This is a genomic window from Pseudarthrobacter sp. RHLT3-21, assembly GCF_059383495.1.
In genome coordinates this window covers 1-24,337 of the sequence record NZ_JBWZCI010000026.1, presented here as the reverse complement: position 1 = coordinate 24,337, position 24,337 = coordinate 1, and the positions used below count along the sequence as shown (strand labels likewise).

Here is a 24,337-nt window from a genome sequence, read left to right as displayed (position 1 = left end):
GCATCGACGACGACGCCGAACCAGCACGGAGTAACCATGGCTTCCCTCCCCTCCCCGCCGCAGACCGGCAGTTATGTAGCGGTCATCAACCGGCGGATCTTCCGCCACCTGATGCCGCTGCTGCTGATGGCCTACGTCATCTCCTTCCTCGACCGCACGAACATCGGCATGGCCAAGGACCGGCTGGAAATCGATCTGGGCATCACCGCCGCCGCCTACGGGCTGGGCGCCGGCCTGTTCTTCCTCGCCTACGCGGCCCTGGAAATCCCCAGCAACCTGATCCTGCATAAGGTCGGGGCCCGCCTCTGGATCACCCGGATCATGATCACCTGGGGGCTGCTCTCCGCCGGCATGGCATTCGTCAACAACGAGGCCACGTTCTACCTCATGCGCATCCTGCTCGGCGCCGCCGAGGCGGGACTGTTCCCCGGTGTCATGCTCTACATGACCTACTGGTTCGGCAGGGATGTCCGGGCCAGGGCCAACGGCTACTTCCTGATCGGCGCCTGCATCGCCAGCATCATTGGCGGACCGTTGGGCGGGCTGCTGCTCCAGCTTGACGGGCTCGGCGGATGGCACGGCTGGCAATGGATGTTCATCATCGAAGGGCTGCCCGCGGTGGCCCTGTCAGTCGTGATCTGGAAAATGCTCCCCGACCGCCCCCGCAACGCCAAATGGCTCACGGCCTCAGAGGCTGAGGAAATCGAAACACGCCTGGCCGCCGAGCAAGCCGAAGCGGCCGCGCATTCCGGCACCCATTCCTTTGCCGGTATTTTCAAGGACCGCACGGTCATGCTGGCCATTTTCATCAACCTGGCCCACCAGATATCGCTGTACTCGGTCACCTACTTCCTGCCCAGCGTTATCGGGAAGGCAAGCGGACTGGCCCCGTGGATCGTCGGCTCACTGGCCGCGATCCCCTGGTTCTTCGGCGCGCTCGGCGCCCTGCTCATCACCCCCCGCGCCAGCACTCCCCAGCGGACAAAGTCCCTGGTTATCGCCGGCCTCACCGCCATGATCGTAGGCACCGTCGTTGGCGTCGTCGGGGGCCCGGTGCTGGGCATGGCCGGGTTCGCCCTGGCCGGTCTGTTCTGGTTCGTCGTCCAGCCCATCATGTTCTCCATCCCCGGCAGCCGGCTGACCGGCATCACCCTGGCCTCGGGCCTGGCCCTGATGAACACCGTGGGCATCACCGGCGGGTTCTTCGGGCCAACCGTGATGGGCTACACGGAATCCGCCACCGGCAATACCCTCGCCGGTCTCTGGTTCGCCATAGGTCTGCTGATACTCGCCGTCTTCGCGGCCTGCTTCCTGCAGCTGGGCTCCTCCAGAAACGGCAGCGGCGACACCGACCAACCCCATGCCCTGCCTGAAAAGGCCGAGGTCCCTGCAGAAAGATAACCGGAACCCGCAGCTGACCGTCACACCCGGTTCCAACTCTCACGACCACGGCGGCACCGGAGCATTCGCAGCACAGGTGCCGCCGCAGCCCCCGGGCGGTTGGGCGGATTACCGCCGCCAGCCCTGACAACAGAGTCGACAGCCGGTAGCCCGCGCGGGGCGGGAGTGTGTCGGTGACCCGCGAATTCTCCCCTAACGGGATCCCGGGACCGGACGTCGCAGCCTACTACGCCCGCCGCGCCGCTGCCGGAGTGGGACTGATTATCACCGAGGGCACCTACATCGACCACCCTGCCGTGGGTGACTCGGTCGACGTGCCGCAGCTCTTCGGCGACGCAGCCCTGGAAGGCTGGCGCTCGGTCGTGGACGGCGTCCACGCCGCAGGCGGCGCAATCATCCCCCAGCTGTGGCACCGCGGTGGACGGCGCGTACCAGGGACCGGGCCGCAACCGGACGTGCCCAGCATTTCGCCGTCCGGCGTCTCCTACGACAAGATTCCCGGCGCCAGCGTGGCCTCCCTGGCCGACATCGAGGAGATCGTTGGATCTTACGCCCGCGCCGCCGGCACCGCCCACTCCCTGGGTTTTGACGGAATCGAGCTGCACGGCGCCCACGGCTACCTCATCGACCAATTCCTCTGGCCGCGCACCAATCAGCACCGATGCCTATGGCGGGGACGCCGCCGGCCGCGCACGCTTCGCTGTAGAGGTTGTCACCGCCTGCCGGGTAGCCACTAGCCCGGACTTCCCCATCAGCTTCCGTCTCTCAAACTGGAAAGACGGCGACTACAACGCCGTGCTTGCCCCGACCGCAGAACAACTCGGCGCACTACTGCACCCCATCGCGCAGGCGGGAGTGGACATCTTCCATGTCTCCACCCGCCGATTCTCGAGCCCGCCTTCGAGGGTTCACCGCTGACACTGGCCGGTTGGGTCCGAAAGCTAACCGAAATCCCGACCAGCGCCGTCGGCTCCGTCGGCCTCGACGGTGACCTCTGGACGGCCTACACCGACGGCGGCCGGGCAAAGACCACGAGCATGGACGGAATCATCGAACGGTTCTCCAACGATGAACTCGACCTCGTCGCCGTCGGCCGCGCCCTGCCGTCCGATCCGCTCTGGGTTGCCAAGCTCGAACGCCGAGCCTTCAACGAACTTCGCTCATTCACCGCAGAAGACCGCCAAATTCTGCACTGAAAACCTCCACGCCCTGTCAGATCACAGGTTGGAGGAGCCCTTCGCATCGGCGTTCTCCGTTCCGGAGGCTCTTGCCGGTTTCCGCCCTTGTCGAGAAGGATGCGGATATGACCCCAAGGCAAATTTGGCTCCGGTTCCCAGGCCCGCACCATAGAGGTCATGTAGTGGGAGGTTCCTGGCAGATAGACCTTTCATCTAGGAAACACCGTTCGCAGGTCTTCGGCGAGCCGGTCGATGACCCCAATCCCCCACTTTTCCCGGGTCCTGCCGCTCCAGAATGTCCCTGCCGAGAGACCAGTACACCTCGATCAGCTGCGTGTTGACGGTCCGCAGTGCCTTTGTGCGCGGCTCGGACATGATCCTTCAGCTGCCCTAGAAGATCGCTGTAGCCGGCAGGGAGGGCGAGGTCGCGCCGTGGGGTCATGGGTGCATCCTAAGGAGCGACCGCGCCGTACCTGTCCGGCATCCTTGAGAAGCTCGGGGCAAGGGATCCTGGCACTCTCGGCCGCGAGCGAGAAGGTGCCTACAAGCGAGCATTGAAACTGGATCCAATGGCGTGCAAGGATTGAACCGACGGAGAGTGCCGCGAAATAGCCTTGTCACTCGATTGATCCGTATCAGTGAAAGTCCAGACTGCATGCTGTATTCCCACCGCTCCCACTCCAGGGATCCGGGAGCGGCGGGAGGCTGCACATACGCGAGGTTCAAAAGGAGCGCTGGATGGCAGTGGAAACGGCGTCGCCCGCGGTGAGTGGCCAGCGCGTGGCCGACGAACTGCGGCGCCTTATCCTCGAGGGAGAATTCCAGCCGGGGCAGCGCATCGGCCAGGAAATGTTGGCGGAGCGCTTCAACGCCAGTCGGATGCCCGTACGGGAGGCTTTGCGCCTTCTCGAGTCAGAGGGGCTAGTGTCCATCGTCCCCCACAGCGGGGCCTGGGTGTCCAAGCTCGACGCCTTCGAGTTCGACCAGACCTACAAGCTTCGTGGGGTTGTCGAACCGCTGGCAATCCGCGAGAGCATCCCCAACCTCACCGACGAGCAAGTAGACCGGCTCGGCCAGCTTGTCGAAGACATTAAAGCCACAGCTGGTCCCCGCGATGTCGAGGGCTTTCTGCGGCTGGACCGAGAATTCCATCTACTCACCTATGCGGGGGTGCGGCATCAGGCGTTGACCGATTTGGTACTGCGGCAGTGGAATACGACCCAGCACTACCGCCGGGTGCTGGTCCAGCATCAGGACACGGCCGACGTTACGGCAACCAACCTTGACCACGAGCTGATCCTAGATTCCATCCGACGTCGCGACCTGGATGCGGCCGCCGCCATGGTGAAGCTTCACATCCAGAGGACGCGAAAGACTTTACATCGTCCGTCCGATACGTTCGGGTAATCGGATCCATACCGGCCCCAAGTCGGAATTGGATCCATGTGCGTCGTTGCCGTCCAAGGTGACGGCGCATGTTTTTTGGGCCTCGTGTTCCGCAGATTGTCGAGGATTAGCGAGTGAACAGGCAAATATCCGTGTTTTGAGGTGTCCGCCCGGCGAAAACCGCGTCGACCGAGGCATCACGATTGGATCCAAACTACTTGACCTACGTCACGTCCATGTGGTTATCTTGGCTCGTTGGATCCAATCTTTTGACGAAATGGTTCCAACTGTTTCCGGAGGCTCTCGTCCCGGCGCACCCCTAAGAAAAATCGAGTTTTACTGGAAGGCAAGACGACGATGTCACATACCTGGTGGCCTTCAGCCACGGCAGATTCCGTGTTCCTTTCCCCGGCGGCCGTGATCGGCGGCTTCGGCTCTGTCCGCAATCTGGCCGGCATTCTCTCTGCCCAGCTCTCCATCACGACCGGTTCCATCCTCCTGGCGGTCGACGACGCCGTCGTAGCCGCGGGGCTCATCGCTCCGGTTGAGGAGGCGCTGATCGCCGCTGGCTATGAGGTGCACACCCGAGGCGGTTTCGGCGCCGAACCCTCGTCCGACGTCGTTGACGCGATCGCCAAGGAGGCCCGTGCGTCCGGGGTCGCCGCGGTTGTAGGCATCGGTGGCGGCTCCGTCTTGGACTCCTCCAAGCTCATCGCGTTGCTGCTTCGTAATGAGGGCGGCTCGGCGGACTGGACGGGCGTGGTGACCCCCGAGCGCGGGGTCGCACCCCTGGTGCTGGTCCCAACCACCTGCGGCACCGGCTCGGAAGCTACACGCATCGCGATGGTTACTGTGGACGGCAACAAGCGTGCTTCGAGTTGCGCCCTCTTTGTCCCCCGTGTAGCGGTCATCGACGCCGAACTGGTCGGATCGCTGCCGAAGTCGGTTATCGCAGCCACCGGTATGGATGCCCTCGCTCATGCGACGGAGTCCTTGATGGCCAGCAGTGCATCCGTGCTTTCCGCGCACCATTCGCTGCGCGCCATCGAGTTACTCATCCGCAATCTGGAAAACGCCTACAACGGTGACAAGGACGCTCTCGCCAACGTCCTGTGGGCATCACACCTAGCCGGTCAGTCACTTAACGCAGGAGTTGTCCTCGGCCACTCGCTGGCCTATTGCCTGGCACATGCAAACCCCATGCCTCACGGCATGTCGTGTGCCATCGCGCTGCCGTACTGCATCGCGTATAACCAGAATCTTGAGCCCGCCCTGGCGAGATTGTTGGCTCTGGCCCTGACCGTCGGGCAGAGCGATAACCTCCGCACAGCCGCCGGAGAGGTCGAAGCCCTCTCCGGCCGGATGGGCCTGCCTCGAACGCTCGCGGAGGCCCGGATCCGCCCGACAGCGATTCCGGAGATGGCCCGGTTGTGCGTCAGGGACTACCCGCGCCCCACAAACCCGGAGCCCTTCGACGAAAAGCTGATGGAGGAGCTCTTCGGTTCCATGGAGACCGGCGACCTCGACCGCGCCTTCGCCGTCACCGCCCGCTGACCCTGCCTAGAGAAAGTTTCATCATGACTTACGGATTGCTGAAGAACCTCGTAAACGGAGAATTCGTAGCCTCCAACTCCGGGGACGAGATCGATGTGTTCAACCCGGCCACCGACCGGGAGAAGGTCGGCTCGGTGCCGGCGATGTCCCGTGAGGAGGTCGCCCGGGTCTTCGCCGCGGCGGCCGATGGCGCGAAGACCTGGAAGAAGACCAACCAGCTTGAGCGCGGCCGCATCCTGCTCAACGCCGCCGGGATAATCCGCTCACGCCGCGACGAACTTGTCGAGCTGATTGTCGCCGAAATGGGTAAGACCCGAGCTGAGGCCACCGGGGAGGTCGGCAAGACCGCGGAGTTCTTTGAATACTACGGCGGCATGGGCCGTGACGGCTTCGGCGATTTCCTCGCCGACGCCCGCCCCGGGACCTTCGCTGCGCGCATCATCGAACCCATCGGCGTCGTTCTGCTGATCACCCCTTGGAACGACCCCTTTCTGACACCAGCCCGCAAGCTCGGTCCGGCACTGATTTCCGGCAACGCAGTTGTCATCAAGCCGGCCACGGCCACGCCGCTCATCACCCTGCGACTAGCGGAAATCCTGCACGAGGCAGGCCTGCCCGCAGGTGTCCTCGGCACCGTCACAGGGCGCGGATCCGATCTGGGTGACGCACTCCTCGAATCTGATGGCCTGCGCGCCGTCTCATTCACCGGCTCCACCGCGGTCGGCATGGAAATCCAAGCCAAACTTGCTGGTCGGGGCATCCGCGTGCAGACCGAAATGGGCGGAAAAAACGCGGCAGTCGTTATGGACGACGCCGACCTGGACACCGCAATCCCGACCATCGTTGCCGGCGCGTTCGCCCAGGCTGGCCAGCGCTGCACTGCGACCAGCCGCCTCATCGTCCAGAAAGGTATCGCCGAGGAGGTGCGCACCCGAATCGCCAACGCCGTCCGGGAACTACGGGTGGCCCCGGGCTCAGAGGAAAAGGTGGACCTTGGGCCGGTCGTGGACCAGGGCGCCCAGAGCTCCATCCGCAGTCATATCGAACGCGCCGTTGCACAGGGCGCCAAGGTCATTGCCCGTCGCGACCTTGAGGGCGCGGCCGCGACCAAAGGCGCCTTTGTCGAGCCGACCTTTCTGGGCATCACCACCGAGCATGATATTTGGCGTGAAGAGGTGTTCGGGCCGGTCCTGGGCATGGTCGAGGTCGATTCTCTCGACGAAGCGATCGCCGCCGTCAACGACTCCGCGTACGGCCTGTCGAGCGCAATCTTCACCCGCGACCTGGGCAACGCCTTCCGCTTCCTCGAGGAGGCAGATACCGGCCAGGTTTCGATCAACCAGCCAACCACCGGTTGGGACATCCATCACCCCTTCGGCGGCTTCAAGGACTCTGGATCCGCCTTCAAGGAACAGGGCCGAGACGCGCTGGGCTTCTACACCCGAATCAAGGCTGCGGCGATCCGCACCCACTAGGGCGGATCCTTAGAAAGGACCAGCACCATGAAGACCGAACTCTTCTCACTCGCCGGGCGCCGCGCTGTCGTCACCGGAGGCGGACGCGGTCTGGGCAAGGCAATTGCTGCAGGCCTGGCCGCCGCGGGCGCCACCGTGGCTGTGGTGTCGAGGACTGCCGCCGACGTGGAAGCTGCCGCTGACGAGCTGGGCGAAAATGTGGTTCCGCTTGCCATGGACGTCGCCAGCGGCGACGTCGCGTCGATGGTCGACGCGATGGAAGGTGCGCTCGGGGGCGTGATCGACGTCGTCGTTCACGCCGCAGGCGTACAGCACCGGGAGCCGGCCGAGCAATTCGCCGCCGAGGAATGGGACCGCGTGTTGCGCATAAACCTCACCGCACCGTTCAGGCTGAGCCAGGAGGTCGGCCGCCGTCAGCTAGCGGGCGAACTTAGGGGAAGCCACATTTTCATCGGCTCGCTGACCAGCCTGCTCTCGATTCCCGATGCCGCCGCGTACACCGCGTCCAAATCAGGAGTCTACGGGTTGGTGCGGACCCTGAGCACTGAGTGGTCCGGGCGGAACATCCGAGTTAACGGCATTGGTCCAGGTTACTTCCGCACCGCACTTACCGAGGCCGTTTTCGCTGACGAGAAGCGATACCAGAAGATGCTGGACCGAATTCCGATGGGCCGCTTCGGCGATCCGGATGAATTGGCCGGGGCCGCCGTGTTCCTGGCCTCGGATGCCTCCAGCTACATCACTGGACAGCTGCTGATGGTCGACGGCGGATGGACCGCTGCCTAGGCAGCCGCCCAACTTCAAAAGCATCCGTTACCCAAACAGAACATCGGAGACAAAGATGTCACCCACCAAGAGTGGATTCAACCGGCGTCGGTTCCTGAAGTATTCCGGAGCTGGCCTCATGGCCTTGGCTGTTGCCCCCGGCCTCGCCAGCTGCGCTTCTCCGGGCACCGATGAGGCCACTCTGCGCCTTGGGGCCTTTTTCCCTGTCTCGGGGACTAACGCGCTGTTGGGTGAGGAATCCTGGCGCGGAGTCCAGATTGCCACTGACCTGCGCAATGCGGCCGGCGGTGTCGCGGGCAAGAAGGTCGAAATGGTCTTCGCCGATGTGCCCGACGTGAATACCGCGACTTCCGAGGCGCGGCGGCTCGTGTTCAACAAGAACATCAAGCTTGGCCTAGGCACATACGGTTCCTCGTTGTGCCTTGCGGCTTCCGAGGTCTTCGCCAGGACCGGCAACACGTACATCGAGCTCGGGGCCGTTTCCGAAGCGATCACCGGGCGGGGATACGACAACGTGTTCCGTTTCAACCCGACGGCCGCGGACATGACGCGCGTGCACATGGACTTCATCCAGAACTACCTGGCCGGCGCGCTGAACAAGCCGGTGGGGGATCTGCGGGTCGTGATGCTTTACGAAGACTCCTCCTACGGTCAGTCGATCGTCTCGCTGGCGCAGGTCGCCGCGGACGAGATCGGGCTCCGGCACTTCGAGTCGGAGCCGTACAGCGCCAAGTCCACGGACCTGTCCTCGACCGTGCTGCGCCTGAAGAACAAGAACCCCGACATCGTCCTCGCCGTCTCCTATGCCGCCGACGCCGTGCTGCTCGGCCGCCAGATCCGCGACAACAACGTCAAGCTTGGCGCCTTCGTGGGCACCGGCGGCGGGCACAGTCTGTCCAGCTTCCAGCAGGCGCTCGGCAGCGCGGCCGACGGCGTGTTCGACGTCGACTTCACCCAGATCCACGTGAACCGCGACTTCACCCCGGGGATCGACGAGTTCGTCACCGAGTACCGCAAGCGCTGGAACACCGAGCCGGCCTCCGGCCACTCGCTGAGCAACTTCACGGCGTCCCAGATGCTCTTCGACATCCTCGAGACGACCGGCGGCAACGACGACCCGGAGGTCTTCGCCGCCGCGGCGCGCCGGTTCCGCCTGGAGCCCGGAACGACGGCGGCGGGCTGGGGCTACGAGCTCGACGGGCAGAACCAGAACCAGCTCGGAAGCATGTACGTGATGCAGTGGTCCGGCTCCAAGCTCGAAACCGTCTACCCGCCCGAGGCCGCCGTGCGCGAGCCGCAACTCATAACGCCATTCGGCCTGTGACCCAGAGGAGCCCCTGATGGATCATCTCTTACAAACAGTGGTCGCGGGCCTGATGCTCGGCGGCGTATACGCCCTCGTGGCCGTCGGCCTCAACCTGATTTTCGGCGTCGTCAAGATCATCAACTTCGCGCACGGCGAGCTCGTCATGGCGGGAATGTACCTGACGTGGTGGATGTGGAGCTCGTGGAACATGAACCCTTACGTGTCGCTGTTCGTCGTCACCCCGGTGATGTTCCTGGCCGGCGTCGCGCTGCAGAAGTTCATCCTGAGCCCGATGCAGGACTCCTCGCCGACCATGAAGATTTTCGTGACACTGGGCCTCTCGGTGTTCCTGCAGAACCTGGCGCTGTGGCTCTTCGGCGGCCAGTTCCGCACCGTCAACTTCCCCTGGGCGGAGCAGAACCTCACCATCCTCGGCGTCAGTGTGACCTACGGCCGCCTCACCGCGTTCGTCGTCGCCCTCGCCCTGGTCTTTGCGCTGTTCTACATGATGAAGCGCACACTCATGGGCAAGGTGCTCAACGCGCTGGTCGAAGACCGCGAGACCGCGGGCCTCATCGGCATTCCCGTGAAGAAGTACTACCTGGCGGCCATGGGGATCGGCGTGTCCCTCGCGGGCATCGCCGGCACCCTGATCGTGCCGTTCCAGGCCGCCTACCCCCTCGTGGGGGCACACTTCACGCTGCTCGCCTTCGTCGTCGTTGTGCTCGGCGGCCTGGGCAACATGGTCGGTTCGCTCATCGGCGGACTGATTCTCGGAATCGTCGAAACCATCGCCGGTACCTACATCGACCCAGCCCTCCAGCAGGTCGCGGTCTTCGTCGTCTTCATCTTGGTGCTCATCGTCCGCCCTCAGGGCATCTTCGGCGGATCGGCCCGGAACGCGGAAGTTGGATTGAAGTGAAAAAGCTGAGCCTTCCCTGGATCATCGTCCCGACAGTCCTGGCGTTTCTCCTGCCGGTTTTCACGCAGGACCAGTACCTGCTGCACATCAGCGTCCTGACCCTGGTCTTCATGGGCGTCACGGTCGCCTGGAATATCATGGCTTTCGGCGGCATCCTGTCCCTGGGCCACGCCGCCTTCTTCGGCATCGGCGCCTACACGGTGAGCATCCTCTACGTCGACTACGGGATCAACCCGTGGATCGGCATCCTGGCGGCCATCGTCTTCGCGGCCCTGGGGTCGCTGATCCTCGCCATTCCGCTGCTGCGTCTGCGGGGTCCGTTCTTCACACTGGCCACGCTGGCCTATGTCGAGGTGCTCCGCCTCCTCGCCATCTGGGCGGTCCCGGTCACCAACGGCTCCGTCGGCATCACCACCCCGCCGACGCAGGGACTGGCCTACCTCTCCTTCGAATCCCGCCAGCCGTACTACTACATCGCGCTGGTCCTCACGCTCGCCGCCATCGGCATCTCCATCTGGATCTACCGGTCGAAGCTGGGCTACCACCTGCGGGCCGTGGCCACGGACGAGGAGGCGGTGCGCGCGCTGGGCGTGCGGACCAACCGGGTCAAGCTGAGCGCCCTCATTATCAGCGCCGGCATGACCGGAGCCTTCGGGGCCTTTGGCGCCCTGTACTTCTTCGTCATCGAGCCGGACACGCAGTTCTCCGCCACGCTGTACTCGATCCAGCCAGCCCTGAACGGCATCATCGGCGGCATGGGGATCATCGCCGGCCCGATCGTCGGCGCGATCGTCATGACGCCGCTCGGAGAGTGGCTGCGCGTCACGTTCTCCGGCACCAGCCAGGGCGTGAACTTCATGATCTACGGCGTGGTACTGATCGTGATCGTCCGGCTGATGCCCGGCGGCCTGGTCGAGGGATTCAAGTCCATTGCCCGCCGGGCCCGCCGCGGCGGCAGCAGCGGCCGGGGCGGCGCGCGTTCCGCCGCCGCCCCTCCACAAACCCCCGCCGCGACTGACCCGAAGGTCCGCAACGCATCCACCACGGAAGGAGAGTGAGCCGCCGTGGGCAACTCACTGCTGAGCGTCGATAACGTCACCAAGCGATTCGGGGGCATCCAGGCGGTCGACGGAGTGTCGCTGGAGCTGGGCCACCAGGAGATCATCGGGATCATCGGGCCCAACGGTGCCGGCAAGACCTCGTTCTTCAATCTGCTGTCCGGGATGTTCCTGCCCGACACCGGGTCGGTGGCCTTCGATGACCGCGACATCACGCGCACCGACCCCGCCACCAGGGCGCGCCTCGGCGTGGGGCGCACCTTCCAAGTGGTCCGGCCGTTCAAGGGAATGTCCGTCGCGGAAAACGTCATGGTCCCGCTTCTGGTCCACGACTCCGGGGTCTCGAAGGCGCACCGGAAGGCCCTCGAGCTGCTCGGCGACCTCGGCATCGCCCAGCTCGCCGACACCCCGACCGAGGCGCTGACCCTGGCCCAGCGCAAGCGGGTCGAGGTGGCCCGGGCACTCGCGACCGAGCCGAAGCTGCTGCTGCTCGACGAGGTCCTCGCCGGACTTAACAGCCGGGAGGTCATCGACGTGCTGCCGTTCGTCACCACCGTGCGGGACCGCGGCGTCGCGATCCTGATGATCGAGCACATCGTCTCCGCGGTGATGGAAGTATCCGACCGAATGATGGTGCTCGACCACGGAAAAGTCATCGCGGAGGGCGATCCCGCGACCGTGATCAAGGACCCCAAAGTCATCGAGGCGTACCTCGGACCCGAGGAGTGAGGCAACAACATGCTTGAGGTAAAGAACATCTCCGCCTACTACGGCGACGCCCAGGCCCTCGAGGACGTCAGCCTGAACCTTCCAGCCCACGGCGTAACGGCCTTCCTCGGCCCCAACGCTGCAGGCAAGTCGACGACCCTGCGGGTCATCAGCGGCCTCATCCCTGCAGCGACCGGGACGATCACGTTCGAGGGACGAGACATCACCAAAACGTCTCCGCAGGAACGCGTGGCCATGGGCATCGTGCACGTTCCGGAAGGCCGCCGACTCTTCAACACCATGACAGTCGAAGACAACCTGATCCTGGGCGGATACACCCAGCGCAAGGACCGAAAGACGACCGAACGGCTCAACGAGATCTACGACCACTTCCCGAAGCTGGCCGAACGGCGGAAGCAGGAAGCCGGGTTGATGTCCGGCGGCGAGCAGCAAATGTGCGCCGTTGGTCGCGGGCTCATGGCCAACCCCAAGGTGCTCATGATCGACGAGATGTCCCTGGGACTGGCACCGGTCATTGTCAAGCAAATGTTCACGATTGTCAGGGACATCGCCGCCACGGGAATGTCGGTCCTTCTGGTGGAGCAACACGTCAAGAATGCCCTGGAGGTCGCCGACTTCGGCACAATCATCGACGGCGGCATCACCCGCGTTTCGGGCTCGGCAGCCGAGCTGCGCGAGAGCGATGTCGTCCGGGAGTCCTACCTTGGCCACTAGCCCCAGCACGATGGCCGCACTGCGCAAGCGCAGTCAGGTGCCGCGCGACTTCGGCGTGGAGCAGGTGCCGGTCCCGGTCCCCGGGGCCGGGCAAGTCCTGGTCCGCTCCGAGGCGGTGGGCCTGTGCGGATCCGACGTACATGCCGTACGCAGCGACGTCGGCTATGAATGGGTGCAGACTCCTGTCACGCTCGGCCACGAGGTCTGCGGCACGGTCGTCGCAGTCGCCGACGCAGATGGGGAGGAACTTCTCGGCGCACGCGTGGTCGTGATCGCGATCGACGGGTGCGGCCAATGCACCGAATGTGAATCCGGGCGCAGCAACTACTGCCTGGACCGCACCTGCTTCGGTCTGCACTGCGACGGCGGCTTAGCGGGCTACTTTATTGTCGCCGCCTCCCGGCTCTGGCCTGTTCCGGCGGAATTGGAACCGCACTTGGCGATTCTCATCGAACCCGCCTCCATCGTACTTCAGGCGCTCCGGGTGTTGGATGCGGACCTGACCGGACAACACGTGGGCATCTCAGGCCCAGGCACAATCGGTCTGCTCTGCGGGCTCGAGTGCATACGACGCGGCGCCGACGTCGTGATGTACGGGCCGGAGACAGGTGGCGAAGCCCGGCTCGACTTCGCCCGGACCCTGGGTATGCGCATCGGAAACCCGGTAGGCGAGCGTGAACTCGCACACCACTGGGTCGAAGCGTCCGGCGCCGGGCCTGCCCTCGCAAGCGCGATCACGGCGACCCGGATGCAAGGGCGCATCGTCATGCCGGCGATGTATGGACGGCTACCTGAGGTTGACCTGAACCAGGTCGTGCGCAAGGGACTATCGATCCACGGCTCCTACGGCTACACCCGTGAAGACTATTCGAGCGGGACCGCCATGGTCACCGAATTTCGCGGAACGCTCGAACAAATGGTTTCGCTGTTTTCGCTGGACGAAAGCGTGGAAGCAATGAACCGCACAGAGCGCGCAGAGCTCATCAAGGCCGTCGTGTTGCCCACCGGCGGTCCGGTCGAGCAGGACTGAAAGGAACCCATGATTTATCTGACTGAGCAGGACGCATTGGAGCTGTTGACCATCCACGACGCGCTGACAGCCGTGGATCAAGCTCTCAGCAGTGTCTCCAAAGGCACCGCGGCCGTTGCCCCGCGTTCACGCGCAAGCATGAATGGGCTGAACCTCAACCTACTCGGTGGCTCGATGGCAGACACCGGGGCTGGCGCGAAGATCTATGTCACCGGAGGCGGAGCCGCCAAGTTCTGGATCCTGCTGTTTGACCACGAGGGCACTCTTCTGGCGCTTTGCGAGGCCGACCGTATCGGCCAACTTCGCACAGGCGCAGCCAGCGGCGTTTCATCCCGTGTACTGGCTCGTCCGGATTCCCGGCGCCTCGCCATGATCGGCACCGGCTACCAGGCCCGAACCCAAGTCGAGGCGATTGTCGCCGCCACCGGCATCACAGAGGTGGCGGTCTACGGACGGAACACATCGAGGGCCGAGACTTTCGCCGCTACCCTCACCGCGGATTCAGGAGTGAAGGCGCGCGTTGCGTCGAGCGTCGAAGACGCCGTGGACGATGCGGACATTGTGGTCACCACGACCAGCGCGGTTGACCCGCTCGTCCACCCTAAACACCTCCGCGGGGGGACGCACTACATTTTCGCCGGTTCGAACAACCCCGGCAACGCCGAGGCAGCGCCGGAGGTCCTGGCAGCAATGGACGTTTTGGTCACGGACGATATCGAACAGGCCAAGCGCGAGTCGGGCACGCTCCTACGAGCAGCCGCCCAGGGCGCGATTAGCTGGGCTGATGTCGGGACGCTCGGCGATTCACTGCTCGGCACCGGCCGCGTCCGGACCGACCCGCACCAGATGACTGCTTTCGTGTCCCACGGGCTGGGCACATGGGACACGGCGCTGGCACAGATTCTCTACACCAAAGCACAGGGGGCCGGGCGAGGCGTTACGCTGCCCATCGATGGCGCCCCGACAGAAGGAAGGCGATAAGAAATGGCTGAACGCATCGGCATCGTAGGCGGCGGCATCGTCGGAATCGCGATCGCGCGAGCCCTGATGAGAACCGGAGACTTCGACGTGACGGTCCTCGAGAAGGAATCACGAGTCGCGCAACACCAGACGGGACACAATTCAGGGGTGGTGCACGCAGGCCTTTACTACCAGCCCGGCTCACTCAAGGCGACACTCTGCGCCCGCGGACGACAGCTGACCCGCGAGTTCTGCCAGGAACGCAACCTGCCTTACCGTGAGCTAGGCAAGCTCGTCGTCGCCGTGACCGACGCGGACCTGCCAAAACTCGACGAAATCGAGCGACGTGCCCGTGAGAACCAGGTCCCGGGCTTGAAACGGCTGAACGCCCAGGAAATGCGTGAGATAGAACCCCACGTCGCCGGTGTCGCTGCAGTGCATTCCCCTGAGACTGCGGTCGTTGACTACGCGGCAATCACCGAGGCCCTGGCCGAGGACGTCCGCCGCGCTGGCGGCAGGATCATGCTGGGACAAGAGGTCACCGCCGTGAACAACGCCGGCGGGACTGTCAATGTCTCCACCACTGCGGGCGCCCACTCCTTTGACCGGTTGATCGTCTGTGCCGGCCTGCAGTCAGACGTCGTCGCCAAGATGGTCGGGGCCTCACCGTCGCCGAAGATACTGCCGTTCCGCGGTGAGTACTGGATGATGGCCACGGACCGGAGGGACCTCGTCAAGGGCATGATCTACCCGGTGCCGGATCCACGCTTCCCATTCCTGGGTGTTCACTTCACCCGTGGCGTCTACGACGAGGTCCACGTAGGCCCAAATGCTGTGCCGGCGCTGGCCCGCGAGGGCTACAGCTGGGGCAAGATTTCGCTGAAGGACACACTCGAATCGATCCGGTGGCCCGGCGCTGCAGCATTGGCTAAGCAGCACTGGCTCATGGGTGTGCGCGAGATATCCTCGTCGCTGGTCAAACCGCTTTACTTCCAAGAGGCCCGCAAGTTCGTCCCCGATCTGCAGTCAAGGGATCTCGTTTCCAAGGCGGCATCAGGCGTGCGCGCCCAGGCTTGGGACAAGGATGGCTCACTTCTTGACGACTTTGCCGTCGACCAGGTCGGTCAAGTGACATTACTTCGCAACGCGCCGTCACCGGCGGCGACCTCCGCGATGTCCATCGCCGACTACGTACTGAAGGAATACCTGAAAATCACTCCCAGAGTGGAGCGCTCTTAGGGAGAAATCAGGGTATCCGGAATGGTGAAAGCCTCGATAGGTCAAGCCACGAACACCTCCGGCGGGGACCGGCCTGCAAAGGCTCGGCAGACATGAGCAGCAATAGAGAGAGAAGCCAACAATGACGTTATCGGGCTCCACCCACCCAACACCTGGCGGTCCCCTGAGCAGGCACCGGGCAGCCCAGGTGTCCTCCTTGGGCCGAAGCGTGAAGGTGCACACCCGATGAGGCAGGCGACGTTGGCTCCACGCTCCAGCCCGCGTCCTGTAGTAGGTGCCACAGTCAAGTCTGCCGGGCATGTCATCGTTGACTCCCTTGTCGCACACGGCGTCAAGCGAGCCCACGTGGTCCCCGGGGAAAGCTTCCTAGATGTGCTGGACGGACTGCACGGCTCGACGATTGATACGCTTGTTTGCCGTCATGAGGGTGGCGCCCAGGATTCGAAGCCAACGTGCTTTTTGTTCGTGGCGCACCACCAAAGGCCGGCAAAGTTGCGCTGTCCCTTGAACGCCGTGAGACGTCGAATCGGCAATGAGTTCTCAAACGGGATCATCCAGTAATCGGCGAGAGCGCCAGTCGTGGGTGCAGAAGAAAACTGCTCCCTGTAGGTCAGGGCGCCTGGATCCGTTTCACGTCCGGCACAAGCCGCGGACGCCGCCGCAGCGTGTCCCATGTCTGACGTGAAAACAACTGGTGAGGTGAGGGCTGGTGGCGTTGGGAGGACATGGCCAGATGGCCCGTCGTCGTGGGCTGAGGACGGTTCCGTGCCTGTTGTGACGTGTTACTGCGCTAAGGAGACGGGTTTGAGCTCGACTTCGTAGCCAAGCTGGTGCAGCTGGTTGATGGCCTTGCGCCGGGTGCTGCTTTCATGGGTTCGCTGGAAGTGGTCCGCGCCCAGGTCCTCGAAGACGGTCCCGTTGGTGAGCATGTGCCAGATTGCCGTGATGAGCGAGTGCTCGACCGCCACCAGCGCCCGCATGGGTCCCCTGCGTGAGGTGAGCCTCTTGTAGCGTGCCTGGAAATAGGTGCCGCCGGTGCGGGACGCCGCCATCGCGGCGATGCCGAGGGCGCCTTTGAGATGGGAATTTCCCGGCCGGGCGTGACTGGATTTCACTTTTCCGGCGGACTCATTGTGCCCCGGACACACTCCTGCCCACGATGCCAGCTGGGCCGGGGTGGGGAACTGGCCCATGTCGGCGCCGGTTTCGGCGACGATGACCTCGGCAACCCTCCGGCTGACCCCCGGGATTGTTTCAAGCAGATCCAGGGTTGATGACAGCGGTTCGATGAGGGTTGTGATCCGCTGGCTGAGGCTGTCGATTCTTTGGTTAAGGGCATCGATTTGGTCCAGGTGCATCCGGGCCGCGAAGGCATGGTGGTCATTGAACCTGCCGTTGAGCGCTTCGGTCAGCGCGGGAATCTTGGCACGGAGCCTTCGCTGGGCCAGATCCGCCAGCACCGCGAGATCGCGCTCTCCGCCAATGAGCGATTCGAGAATGGCGCGGCCGGAAGCGCCCAGGGTCTTGGTTGCCACGGAGGTGAACTTGATGCACGCGTCTTCGAGCAGCTTCTCCAGCCGCTGGATTTCCCGGGTCCTTTCGGCCACGAAGGTCGTTCTGGACCGGGTGAGGTCACGCAGGACACGGATATGCTCCGGCGGGACAAAGGATCCGCGCACGAGCCCGTGGGCGCCCAGCTCGGCGAGCCATTGGGCGTCGGAAACGTCCGTCTTCCGGCCCGGGAGATTTCTGGCGTGGCGGGCATTGACCAGCAGGGAAAAGTACCCCACAGCGCCGGAATAGAGTCCTCGTGGTTTTTCCTCCAGCCGGTCGAGGATGGCCATGGTGCTGATCTTGGGGGCGCCCGTCATGGATCCCGCCGGAAAGCACGCGGCGACGGCCTCCGCCCGTGGTGCACGAGGCAGCAGCCGGGCATCGATGGTGCTGACCATCTGGCGCACCGTGGCGTAGCTTTCGATCTCACACAGTCGACTGACCGTTACGGACCCGGGTTCGGCAAAGTGGCTGAGATCGTTCCTCAGCAGATCCACAATCATGATGTTCTCGGCACGGTCCTTCAGCGAGGTCGCCAGGTCCTCCCGCAACTGCCTGTCATGCTCCGGATTGGCAGCCCCCACGCTTGAGTCCTAGATTCGCGCGGGGGCTTCTTCATACCAACAAAAGAAACCGCGCTGCCAAGCAGGCGGTCAAAACCTGATGCCGTTCCGGCGGGTGGCCGTCATTTATCGAGCCTCAGTCACGTCAGGTGGCCGGCGCTGTCTCCCCCGGCTCCCCCGCGGGGAAGTGTCGCAGCGCTCGAAGCGGGAGGTGACTTAGTGCTGGACGTCGTTGCAGCAGGAGGGCCCCGCCGGCTTGTACCCATTGGGGGCAGGTGGAGCCCTCCGCACAGCTCAGGCTGCGCTGTCCCCATTGGCGTGCGACCCGTCCTGCCGGGCCGGACCAGACGCGGTCGATGGTTCTTTTGTCGGCCCACACCAGTAGACTGAATTAATCGAACATATATTCGAATAAAGGTGTGTTGTGGGCGTTGTTGTGTGGGTCCCCGAGTGATAGATGCGGGCGCATCGTTGTTGTCGGTGCTGATTTGTCCGGTAACCGTCGCGGCCGGGTACCCGTCGCTGTACGAACCCGTCTGGTTCTTCGAGAAAACCCTCACCGCCCTCGCCGAAGCAGCCGCGGTCCTCGCCGCCGCCGCGCTGACACTCCTCCGGCGAACCCGCCAGGACCTGCCCGCTGACACGTCCACCCGTGCCGCCGGGCCCGCCGGCCTGGAGTCCCGGACCAAGGCAGGCCCGGCGAACCCGATCCCACTGCCCTTGCTCCCGGGCAGACCAGCGCGCACGATGACAGATGACAACCAGGACCGTTCCGCACGGACCGGCCTGATAACCATAAACGGAGGATTCATGACCAGGGACGCCAATATCCACGCCCAGGAGCGCTTCGGCGCCGCTGTAAACAGCGGCAAACTCGAAGAATTCGACGACGTCGTCGCGGCCGGCTGTGTCGACCACGACCCGGCACCGGGACAAGGACCGGGCCCGCAGGGATTCAAGGACCTGTTCACAGGGTTGCGCTTTTCTTTTCCGGATCTGCACCTCGACGTCGAACACCTCACAGCCACCGACGTCGACGTCGCGTTCGCCTACACGATCACCGGGACACATCAGGGGCCGCTGATGGGCCACCCGCCCACCGGCAAGAGCTTCAAAATCCGGGGCATGCAGATCGGACGCTTCCAAGACGGCAAACTCGTCGAACGCTGGGGAAGCAGCGACCAGCTGGGCATGCTCACCCAACTCGGGCTGTCCCCGCAGCCATGAAAATCGTCCGCGCACTGGCCACCGGGGCCGCGGCAGGCGCCGCCGGGACCACAGCCCTGAACACCCTCACCTACCTGGACATGGTCTGGCGTGCCCGCCCCGCCAGCAGCACACCCGAGGCCACCGTCGAAAAACTGGCCGACGTCACAGGCGTGAGGATCCCCGGCAACGAGGAAGAACGCACGAACCGGCTAGCCGGGCTCGGCCCGCTGACAGGACTTGTCGTCGGCGCCGGAGTCGGAGCGGTCCTCGGCCTTGTCCGGGAGGCCGGATACCGGCCAGGACTCCTCGGTTCGTCACTGACTGCGGCGGCCGGCGCACTGATCGGCAGCAACGGTCCCATGACCGTTCTCGGAATTACCGATCCCCGCACCTGGTCTCCCGCGGACTGGGCCAGCGACATCATCCCGCACCTGGCCTACGGCATCGTGACAGGCGCCGCGCTGCACGCCCTGGACCCGGCCGCCTCCGGCCCGCTTTGACCCGCCGGGGCGCAACGGGAAGACTTCCCCGTTGCGCCCCCGACCGTCCAAACCGTTTTCGGGATTTCTGGCCGGGGCGCAGAAAACCCGGGAATCCGATACCCGGCAACACGCCGGTGAGACAGCGATTGCCCCCCCCTCAAAGGGCGCAGTAACCCCGTCCATCCACAAGGGTCCGGGATCAGGGGTGTTCTTATCTGGCAGCAGGCGGCACTCGGTCCCCTGATTTCGAGTACCCGGCGCCCCGCCGGGATCGGCCTAACGGAACTGTCACATTCCGGGGCCCCAACGCGTCCGCGACCTCGTTCATGGCGGGCCCCGATCAAGCTGCGATTTCCCACCAAAGTGGGCTCAAGTCGGATTGACAAAATCAGCCCGGCGAAGGCGAGCATATTCTCCTTTTCGGAGTAGAGGTCTCCGTGCTTGGCATCGCCATAACCGGCCACTGGTGGAAGAACATGCAAATCAGCTCCGACTGAAAGTCCGCAGCGAGGTGGGACCCATTCGAGCCGTCCGAGTGACTGTGTCAAGAGTTTTTGGCCCTGGCGTGACGGTCATACTCGGCTCCACTTAGGTCTGCTACCACCATGTACCGCCTGCCGGTCCTGGGGCGATGTGGGCGGTAGACTGGCTGGAGGTGAGCCGGGAAGTCTGGTCGGCATGTTCTTTGTCGACCCATTTGTTAGGACACCTTCATGAGTAAGAATCCGTCTATTCCACCGCGCTCCTCCGTTTTGGGACGGGGAAGCTACGCCGAAGTGCTGCGCATCGGCGAGATCCTGCGGAAGGAAACCGTCGGTGGCATCTTGTTGGTCGCCGCAGCGGTCATTGCCCTGATCTGGGCAAATTCCCCGGTTTCCGATAGCTACTTCGCACTGCGCGACTTCCGCATCGGTTTCGAGCCGTGGCACCTGGAACTCAGTCTGGGGGCCTGGGCTGCCGACGGATTGTTGGCGATCTTCTTCTTCCTCGTGGGGCTGGAACTCAAACGTGAGTTCGTGGCCGGAGACCTTCGCCAATTCAGTAAATCCGTGGTGCCCATTGCAGCGGCTGTCGGAGGCGTTGCAGTCCCTGCAGTTATTTATGCGCTGATCAATCTCACCAGTCCAGAGACCCTGCGGGGCTGGGCTATCCCTACGGCAACGGACATCGCTTTCGCCGTGGCTGTGTTGGCGATCATCGGTTCGCACCTGCCCAGTGCGCTGCGGATCTTCCTGCTCACTTTGGCCGTGGTCGATGACCTTCTGGCCATCAGCATCATCGCGGTGTTCTATTCGTCCGACATCCAGGCCGGGCCGCTGCTGCTGGCCCTCGTTCCGCTGGCGCTTTACACCTTCCTGGCGCAGAGGTACCGCCGGTTCTTTGGCACCAGGCCCGCTGCAGCGTGGGTGATCCTTCTTCCGCTGGGCGTTATCACTTGGGCATTGGTGCATGCCTCCGGTATCCATGCCACGGTCGCCGGTGTGCTGCTGGGGTTCGCCGTCCCTGTGATCCGGTCGCAGGCCAGCGGCGGCCCCTCTGCGGGTCCTGGCCTCTCTGAGATCTTCGAACACCGGTTCCGGCCGATTTCCGCCGGCATCGCGGTCCCTGTCTTTGCTTTCTTCGCCGCCGGCGTCGCCGTGGGTGGCTGGGACGGTCTGATCTCAGCTGTGACTGACCCCGTAGCCATCGGCATCATCGTGGCGTTGGTGTTGGGCAAACCAGTCGGGATCCTGGGCACCACCTGGCTCCTCACAAAGGCCACCAGAGCGTCTCTGGACCGGTCCTTGAAGTGGATTGATGTGTTCGGGGTGTCCCTTTTGGCCGGAATCGGCTTCACGGTTTCGCTCCTCGTGGCGGAGCTGAGCTTCGGACAAGGCAGCGCCCACGATGACCACGCCAAGGTCGGGATCCTCGCCGCGTCGCTGCTGGCCGCCCTCCTGGCATCGGCGGTGCTGGGTGCCCGGAACCGTCAGTACCGTGCCGTGGAGGCGGAAGAGGCCACCGACACTGACCAGGACGGCATCCCGGACGTTTACGAAGAAGACCGCCGCCCCTGACCCACCGGTCCATACACAAAAAGGGTTCCCTACCGGCCATGCGGTAGGGGACCTTCCGGGTTAAGGCGGCTGCGGGGTCAGTGGCCGGCGCCGAGTTTCCCGCCAAGGCGTTCGCGCATCAGGACGCTGGCATCGTTGAGCCCGATGATTTTCACGTCCGTGCCGTGCTGGCGGTATTTTTCCGTGATGGCGTCCAGGGCGGCGATGGTGGACGCGTCCCAGAGGTGGGAGAAGTGCATATCGATGATGACGTGCTCAGGGTCCAGCGCGTATTCGAACTGGGAGTAGAGCTCGTTGGAGGAGGCGAAGAACAGCTCGCCGTCCACGACGTAGGTGGCGGTCTCGTGACCGTCGACTGTGGTGACGGTGCGCTCGACGGTCACGAAGTGCGCGACCCGGCGGGCGAACAGCACCATGGCGACGAGGACACCGACGCCGACGCCTATGGCGAGGTTGTGGGTGGCAACGGTGACGATGACGGTGGCGACCATGACCAGGGTTTCGCTCTTGGGCATCAACTTCAGGGTTCGGGGGTGGATGCTGTGCCAGTCGAACGTGGCCCAGGAAACGAAGATCATGACCGCGACCAGGGCGGCCATCGGGATCACGGAAACTTGATCCCCGAGGGCGACGACGAGGATGAGCAGGAAGACGCCGGCGAGAAAGGTGGAGATCCGGGTGCGGGCCCCGGAGACTTTGACGTTGATCATGGTCTGGCCGATCATTGCACAGCCACCCATGCCGCCGGTGAATCCGGTGACGATGTTCGCCACGCCCTGGCCCCAGGCTTCACGGGTCTTGTGGGAGCGGGTGTCCGTGACATCGTCCACGAGCTTGGCGGTCATCAGGGATTCAAGCAGGCCAACGAACGCCATGGCGAGGGCGAAGGGGAAGATGATTTGCAGGGTCTCGAGGCTGAACGGGACGTTGGGGATGAACAGCGACGGCAACGATTCTGGCAGGTCGCCTTTGTCGCCCACGGTCGGGACAGCTACGGAGGCAAAGACCGTGATGAGTGTCAGCACGATGATGGCGACCAGCGGGGCAGGCACTGCCTTGGTTAGACTCGGCAGACCGAACACGATCACCAGCGCCAGCGCCACCAGCGGATAGACCAGCCACGGAACATTGATCAGTTCGGCAACCTGGGACATGAAGATCAGGATGGCCAGGGCGTTGACGAAGCCCACCATCACGGAGCGCGGAATGAAGCGCATCAGCTTCGCGACCCCGGAAACGCCCAGGATGATCTGGAAGATCCCGGCCAGGATGACGGCTGCAATGAAATAGTCCACGCCGTGGGACTTCACCAGCGGGGCAATGACCAGCGCGATCGCGCCGGTCGCGGCCGAGATCATGGCCGGCCGGCCGCCGACGAAGGCAATCGTCACGGCCATGGTGAAGGAGGCAAAGAGCCCGATCCGCGGATCGACGCCGGCAATGATCGAGAAGGCTATGGCTTCCGGGATCAACGCCAGTGCGACGACCAGTCCGGCGAGGACTTCGGTCTTGAGCCTGCGTGGCGACTTGAGTGTTTCCCGGACAGACTGCAGCTGTTCAGGGGTGTAGGCGGGGGCTTCCCCTGCGGTTTTGACGGCCATTGCTGGCTCCGTTCATGGTTAGGAAGACGCAGGCATGCGGCTTCGCTTTTTCGAAGAATGAAGGGGGGCCGCTCCGCGCCGGGAAGAGCGGGAACTACCCTTGAAGGTCTCACCACTCAACATAAACTCTACCCTAACGTGATGGTAGAGTTTGAATCGGAACAGGATGGAGGCCCCTGATGACAGCCAAGACGAGCACCAACACGATGCACATTGGTGAACTGGCAGAACGGACAGGCCTGTCCCTGCGGACCATCCGCCACTACGACGATGTCGGGCTCCTGCCGGCCACGGCACGGACCGACGGGGGCTTCCGCGTCTATACCGAGGATGACTTCGCACGCCTCTTGGTCATTAAGCAGATGAAACCGCTGGGATTCTCGCTGGAGGAAATGGCCGAGATCCTCGGCATCCTGGCAGTCCAGGAGGGTGAAGGATCAAGCAATGATGCCGCCTGCAGACTGGCGGGGTTCCTGGAGAAGGCCGTCTACCAGCGGGCAAAGATGGCGCGGAACCTGGATCAGGCCGATGAGTTCATTCAAAGGCTCAGCGGCGAGTCCTGACAAAGCGTGCGTGCCGGAGTCCAAACTGTGAGCGGCAGAGCTATTTGGCGCTCTTTTCGCGGCGCTATTTGGCGTGCTCGCCGATCCACGCCCCTTACCGTTGTTCCCGTCTCTGCCGCAGTTGAGCAGCACGGAGCGTCCGAGGCTCTCCAGCAGAATCCCACCTACTGAGGATCTGTAGGACTGTTAACTTCGTTTGGCGGTTAAATCGCAGCCTGGGATGGTGGTTCTGCGGGTCCGGCTCCCGGGCCAGGGCGAGTTGGTCCAGTTCAGCGGGCAGCTCGTGGATCTCCCGGCCTTGTGGTCACGCTTTTCCCGTCACGTCTTCTCCACCTCTAAGCGCCTGGCGTCATCAGCCGTTGCCGCCTCAGCCCAGACCACTCCGGCCATGCGCACTGCCAGCTCGGTGACGGGCCGCGGGGTGGCCGCGATCTTGCCCGCGGCTGCAAGGTGCTCCAATCTCCATGCCGTGAGGTACCGCGTGGCATCGGCGTTGCTTACACCGGCCAGCTCGCGCACCGTGGAGACGGTGGGCTCCGCTCGGCACTGATCTGGTCTGCGGCTGCGCAG

At 63.9% G+C, this 24,337-nt stretch carries 21 protein-coding genes and 4 pseudogenes; 21 read left to right on the top strand and 4 right to left on the bottom strand.

What is annotated here, in order from left to right:
- Nucleotides 1-36 precede the first annotated feature (36 nt).
- From AC50YA_RS19860 to AC50YA_RS19785, 16 genes and pseudogenes are all read left to right on the top strand, one after another.
- On the top strand, nt 37-1,401 hold the full coding sequence (locus tag AC50YA_RS19860; RefSeq protein WP_494983918.1) for an MFS transporter: 1,365 nt from the start codon (nt 37-39) through the stop codon (nt 1,399-1,401).
- Between the two features lie 173 nt (nt 1,402-1,574).
- Nucleotides 1,575-2,138, top strand: coding sequence for an oxidoreductase (locus tag AC50YA_RS19855; RefSeq protein WP_494983917.1), 564 nt, complete (start codon nt 1,575-1,577; stop codon nt 2,136-2,138).
- Nucleotides 2,139-2,438: 300 nt separating this feature from the next.
- The gene (locus AC50YA_RS19850; RefSeq protein ID WP_494983916.1) at nt 2,439-2,597 is read left to right on the top strand and encodes a hypothetical protein; all 159 of its coding nucleotides are present in this window, start codon (nt 2,439-2,441) and stop codon (nt 2,595-2,597) included.
- A 720-nt stretch (nt 2,598-3,317) separates the two neighbouring features.
- Nucleotides 3,318-3,986, top strand: a complete 669-nt coding sequence (locus AC50YA_RS19845) for a GntR family transcriptional regulator (protein ID WP_494983915.1) — start codon at nt 3,318-3,320, stop codon at nt 3,984-3,986.
- A 336-nt stretch (nt 3,987-4,322) separates the two neighbouring features.
- Nucleotides 4,323-5,519: an iron-containing alcohol dehydrogenase gene (locus tag AC50YA_RS19840; RefSeq protein ID WP_494983914.1), complete on the top strand. Its 1,197-nt coding sequence runs from the start codon at nt 4,323-4,325 to the stop codon at nt 5,517-5,519.
- A 23-nt stretch (nt 5,520-5,542) separates the two neighbouring features.
- Nucleotides 5,543-6,994, top strand: a complete 1,452-nt coding sequence (locus AC50YA_RS19835; protein ID WP_494983913.1) for an aldehyde dehydrogenase family protein — start codon at nt 5,543-5,545, stop codon at nt 6,992-6,994.
- A 27-nt stretch (nt 6,995-7,021) separates the two neighbouring features.
- Nucleotides 7,022-7,780, top strand: coding sequence for an SDR family oxidoreductase (locus AC50YA_RS19830; RefSeq protein WP_494983912.1), 759 nt, complete (start codon nt 7,022-7,024; stop codon nt 7,778-7,780).
- Nucleotides 7,781-7,835: 55 nt separating this feature from the next.
- The gene (locus AC50YA_RS19825) at nt 7,836-9,104 is read left to right on the top strand and encodes an ABC transporter substrate-binding protein (protein WP_494983911.1); all 1,269 of its coding nucleotides are present in this window, start codon (nt 7,836-7,838) and stop codon (nt 9,102-9,104) included.
- 16 nt (nt 9,105-9,120) lie between these two features.
- Nucleotides 9,121-10,008, top strand: a complete 888-nt coding sequence (locus tag AC50YA_RS19820) for a branched-chain amino acid ABC transporter permease (RefSeq protein ID WP_494983910.1) — start codon at nt 9,121-9,123, stop codon at nt 10,006-10,008.
- Nucleotides 10,005-11,066 carry a branched-chain amino acid ABC transporter permease gene (locus AC50YA_RS19815; RefSeq protein ID WP_494983909.1) on the top strand — a complete coding sequence of 354 codons (1,062 nt, stop codon included), beginning with the start codon at nt 10,005-10,007 and terminating at the stop codon, nt 11,064-11,066. Before AC50YA_RS19820 ends, AC50YA_RS19815 begins: the two co-directional genes overlap by 4 nt.
- A gap of 6 nt (nt 11,067-11,072) precedes the next feature.
- On the top strand, nt 11,073-11,795 hold the full coding sequence (locus tag AC50YA_RS19810) for an ABC transporter ATP-binding protein (protein ID WP_494983908.1): 723 nt from the start codon (nt 11,073-11,075) through the stop codon (nt 11,793-11,795).
- Nucleotides 11,796-11,804: 9 nt separating this feature from the next.
- On the top strand, nt 11,805-12,509 hold the full coding sequence (locus tag AC50YA_RS19805) for an ABC transporter ATP-binding protein (protein WP_494983907.1): 705 nt from the start codon (nt 11,805-11,807) through the stop codon (nt 12,507-12,509).
- Nucleotides 12,499-13,539: a zinc-dependent alcohol dehydrogenase gene (locus AC50YA_RS19800; protein WP_494983906.1), complete on the top strand. Its 1,041-nt coding sequence runs from the start codon at nt 12,499-12,501 to the stop codon at nt 13,537-13,539. The genes AC50YA_RS19805 and AC50YA_RS19800 overlap by 11 nt, the downstream gene beginning before the upstream one ends.
- Before the next feature lie 9 nt (nt 13,540-13,548).
- Nucleotides 13,549-14,520 carry an ornithine cyclodeaminase family protein gene (locus AC50YA_RS19795; protein WP_494983905.1) on the top strand — a complete coding sequence of 324 codons (972 nt, stop codon included), beginning with the start codon at nt 13,549-13,551 and terminating at the stop codon, nt 14,518-14,520.
- 3 nt (nt 14,521-14,523) lie between these two features.
- Nucleotides 14,524-15,738, top strand: a complete 1,215-nt coding sequence (gene lhgO / locus AC50YA_RS19790) for an L-2-hydroxyglutarate oxidase (protein WP_494983904.1) — start codon at nt 14,524-14,526, stop codon at nt 15,736-15,738.
- Between the two features lie 225 nt (nt 15,739-15,963).
- A pseudogene (locus AC50YA_RS19785) lies at nt 15,964-16,173 on the top strand (thiamine pyrophosphate-binding protein); the annotation flags it as partial.
- 347 nt (nt 16,174-16,520) lie between these two features.
- Here the strand turns inward: AC50YA_RS19785 and AC50YA_RS19780 are convergent.
- Together AC50YA_RS19780 and AC50YA_RS19775 are read right to left on the bottom strand one after the other, a co-directional pair.
- Nucleotides 16,521-17,513, bottom strand: a pseudogene (locus AC50YA_RS19780) (IS110 family RNA-guided transposase); the annotation flags it as partial.
- A pseudogene (locus AC50YA_RS19775) lies at nt 17,511-17,870 on the bottom strand (chorismate-binding protein); the annotation flags it as partial. The pseudogenes AC50YA_RS19775 and AC50YA_RS19780, both read right to left, overlap by 3 nt.
- Nucleotides 17,871-18,293: 423 nt before the next feature.
- On the opposite strand from AC50YA_RS19775, the pseudogene AC50YA_RS19770 reads away from it, so the two are divergent.
- From AC50YA_RS19770 to nhaA, 4 genes and pseudogenes are all read left to right on the top strand, one after another.
- Nucleotides 18,294-18,377 (top strand): annotated as a pseudogene (locus tag AC50YA_RS19770) (LexA family transcriptional regulator); the annotation flags it as partial.
- A 225-nt stretch (nt 18,378-18,602) separates the two neighbouring features.
- Nucleotides 18,603-19,082 (top strand): ester cyclase, encoded by a 480-nt coding sequence (locus AC50YA_RS19765; RefSeq protein WP_494983946.1) that lies wholly within the window; start codon nt 18,603-18,605, stop codon nt 19,080-19,082.
- On the top strand, nt 19,079-19,564 hold the full coding sequence (locus tag AC50YA_RS19760; RefSeq protein WP_494983903.1) for a hypothetical protein: 486 nt from the start codon (nt 19,079-19,081) through the stop codon (nt 19,562-19,564). The genes AC50YA_RS19765 and AC50YA_RS19760 overlap by 4 nt, the downstream gene beginning before the upstream one ends.
- A 695-nt stretch (nt 19,565-20,259) precedes the next feature.
- Nucleotides 20,260-21,603 carry a Na+/H+ antiporter NhaA gene (gene nhaA / locus AC50YA_RS19755; protein WP_494983902.1) on the top strand — a complete coding sequence of 448 codons (1,344 nt, stop codon included), beginning with the start codon at nt 20,260-20,262 and terminating at the stop codon, nt 21,601-21,603.
- Between the two features lie 77 nt (nt 21,604-21,680).
- On the opposite strand, the gene AC50YA_RS19750 is transcribed toward nhaA, so the two are convergent.
- Nucleotides 21,681-23,204 carry a SulP family inorganic anion transporter gene (locus AC50YA_RS19750; protein ID WP_494983901.1) on the bottom strand — a complete coding sequence of 508 codons (1,524 nt, stop codon included), beginning with the start codon at nt 23,202-23,204 and terminating at the stop codon, nt 21,681-21,683.
- 179 nt (nt 23,205-23,383) lie between these two features.
- Between AC50YA_RS19750 and AC50YA_RS19745 the strand changes: the two genes are divergently transcribed.
- Nucleotides 23,384-23,767, top strand: coding sequence for a MerR family transcriptional regulator (locus AC50YA_RS19745; protein ID WP_494983900.1), 384 nt, complete (start codon nt 23,384-23,386; stop codon nt 23,765-23,767).
- 318 nt (nt 23,768-24,085) lie between these two features.
- Here AC50YA_RS19745 and AC50YA_RS19740 read toward each other — a convergent pair.
- A partial coding sequence (locus AC50YA_RS19740; RefSeq protein WP_494983899.1) for a DNA-binding protein occupies nt 24,086-24,337 on the bottom strand: 252 nt, incomplete at its 5' end.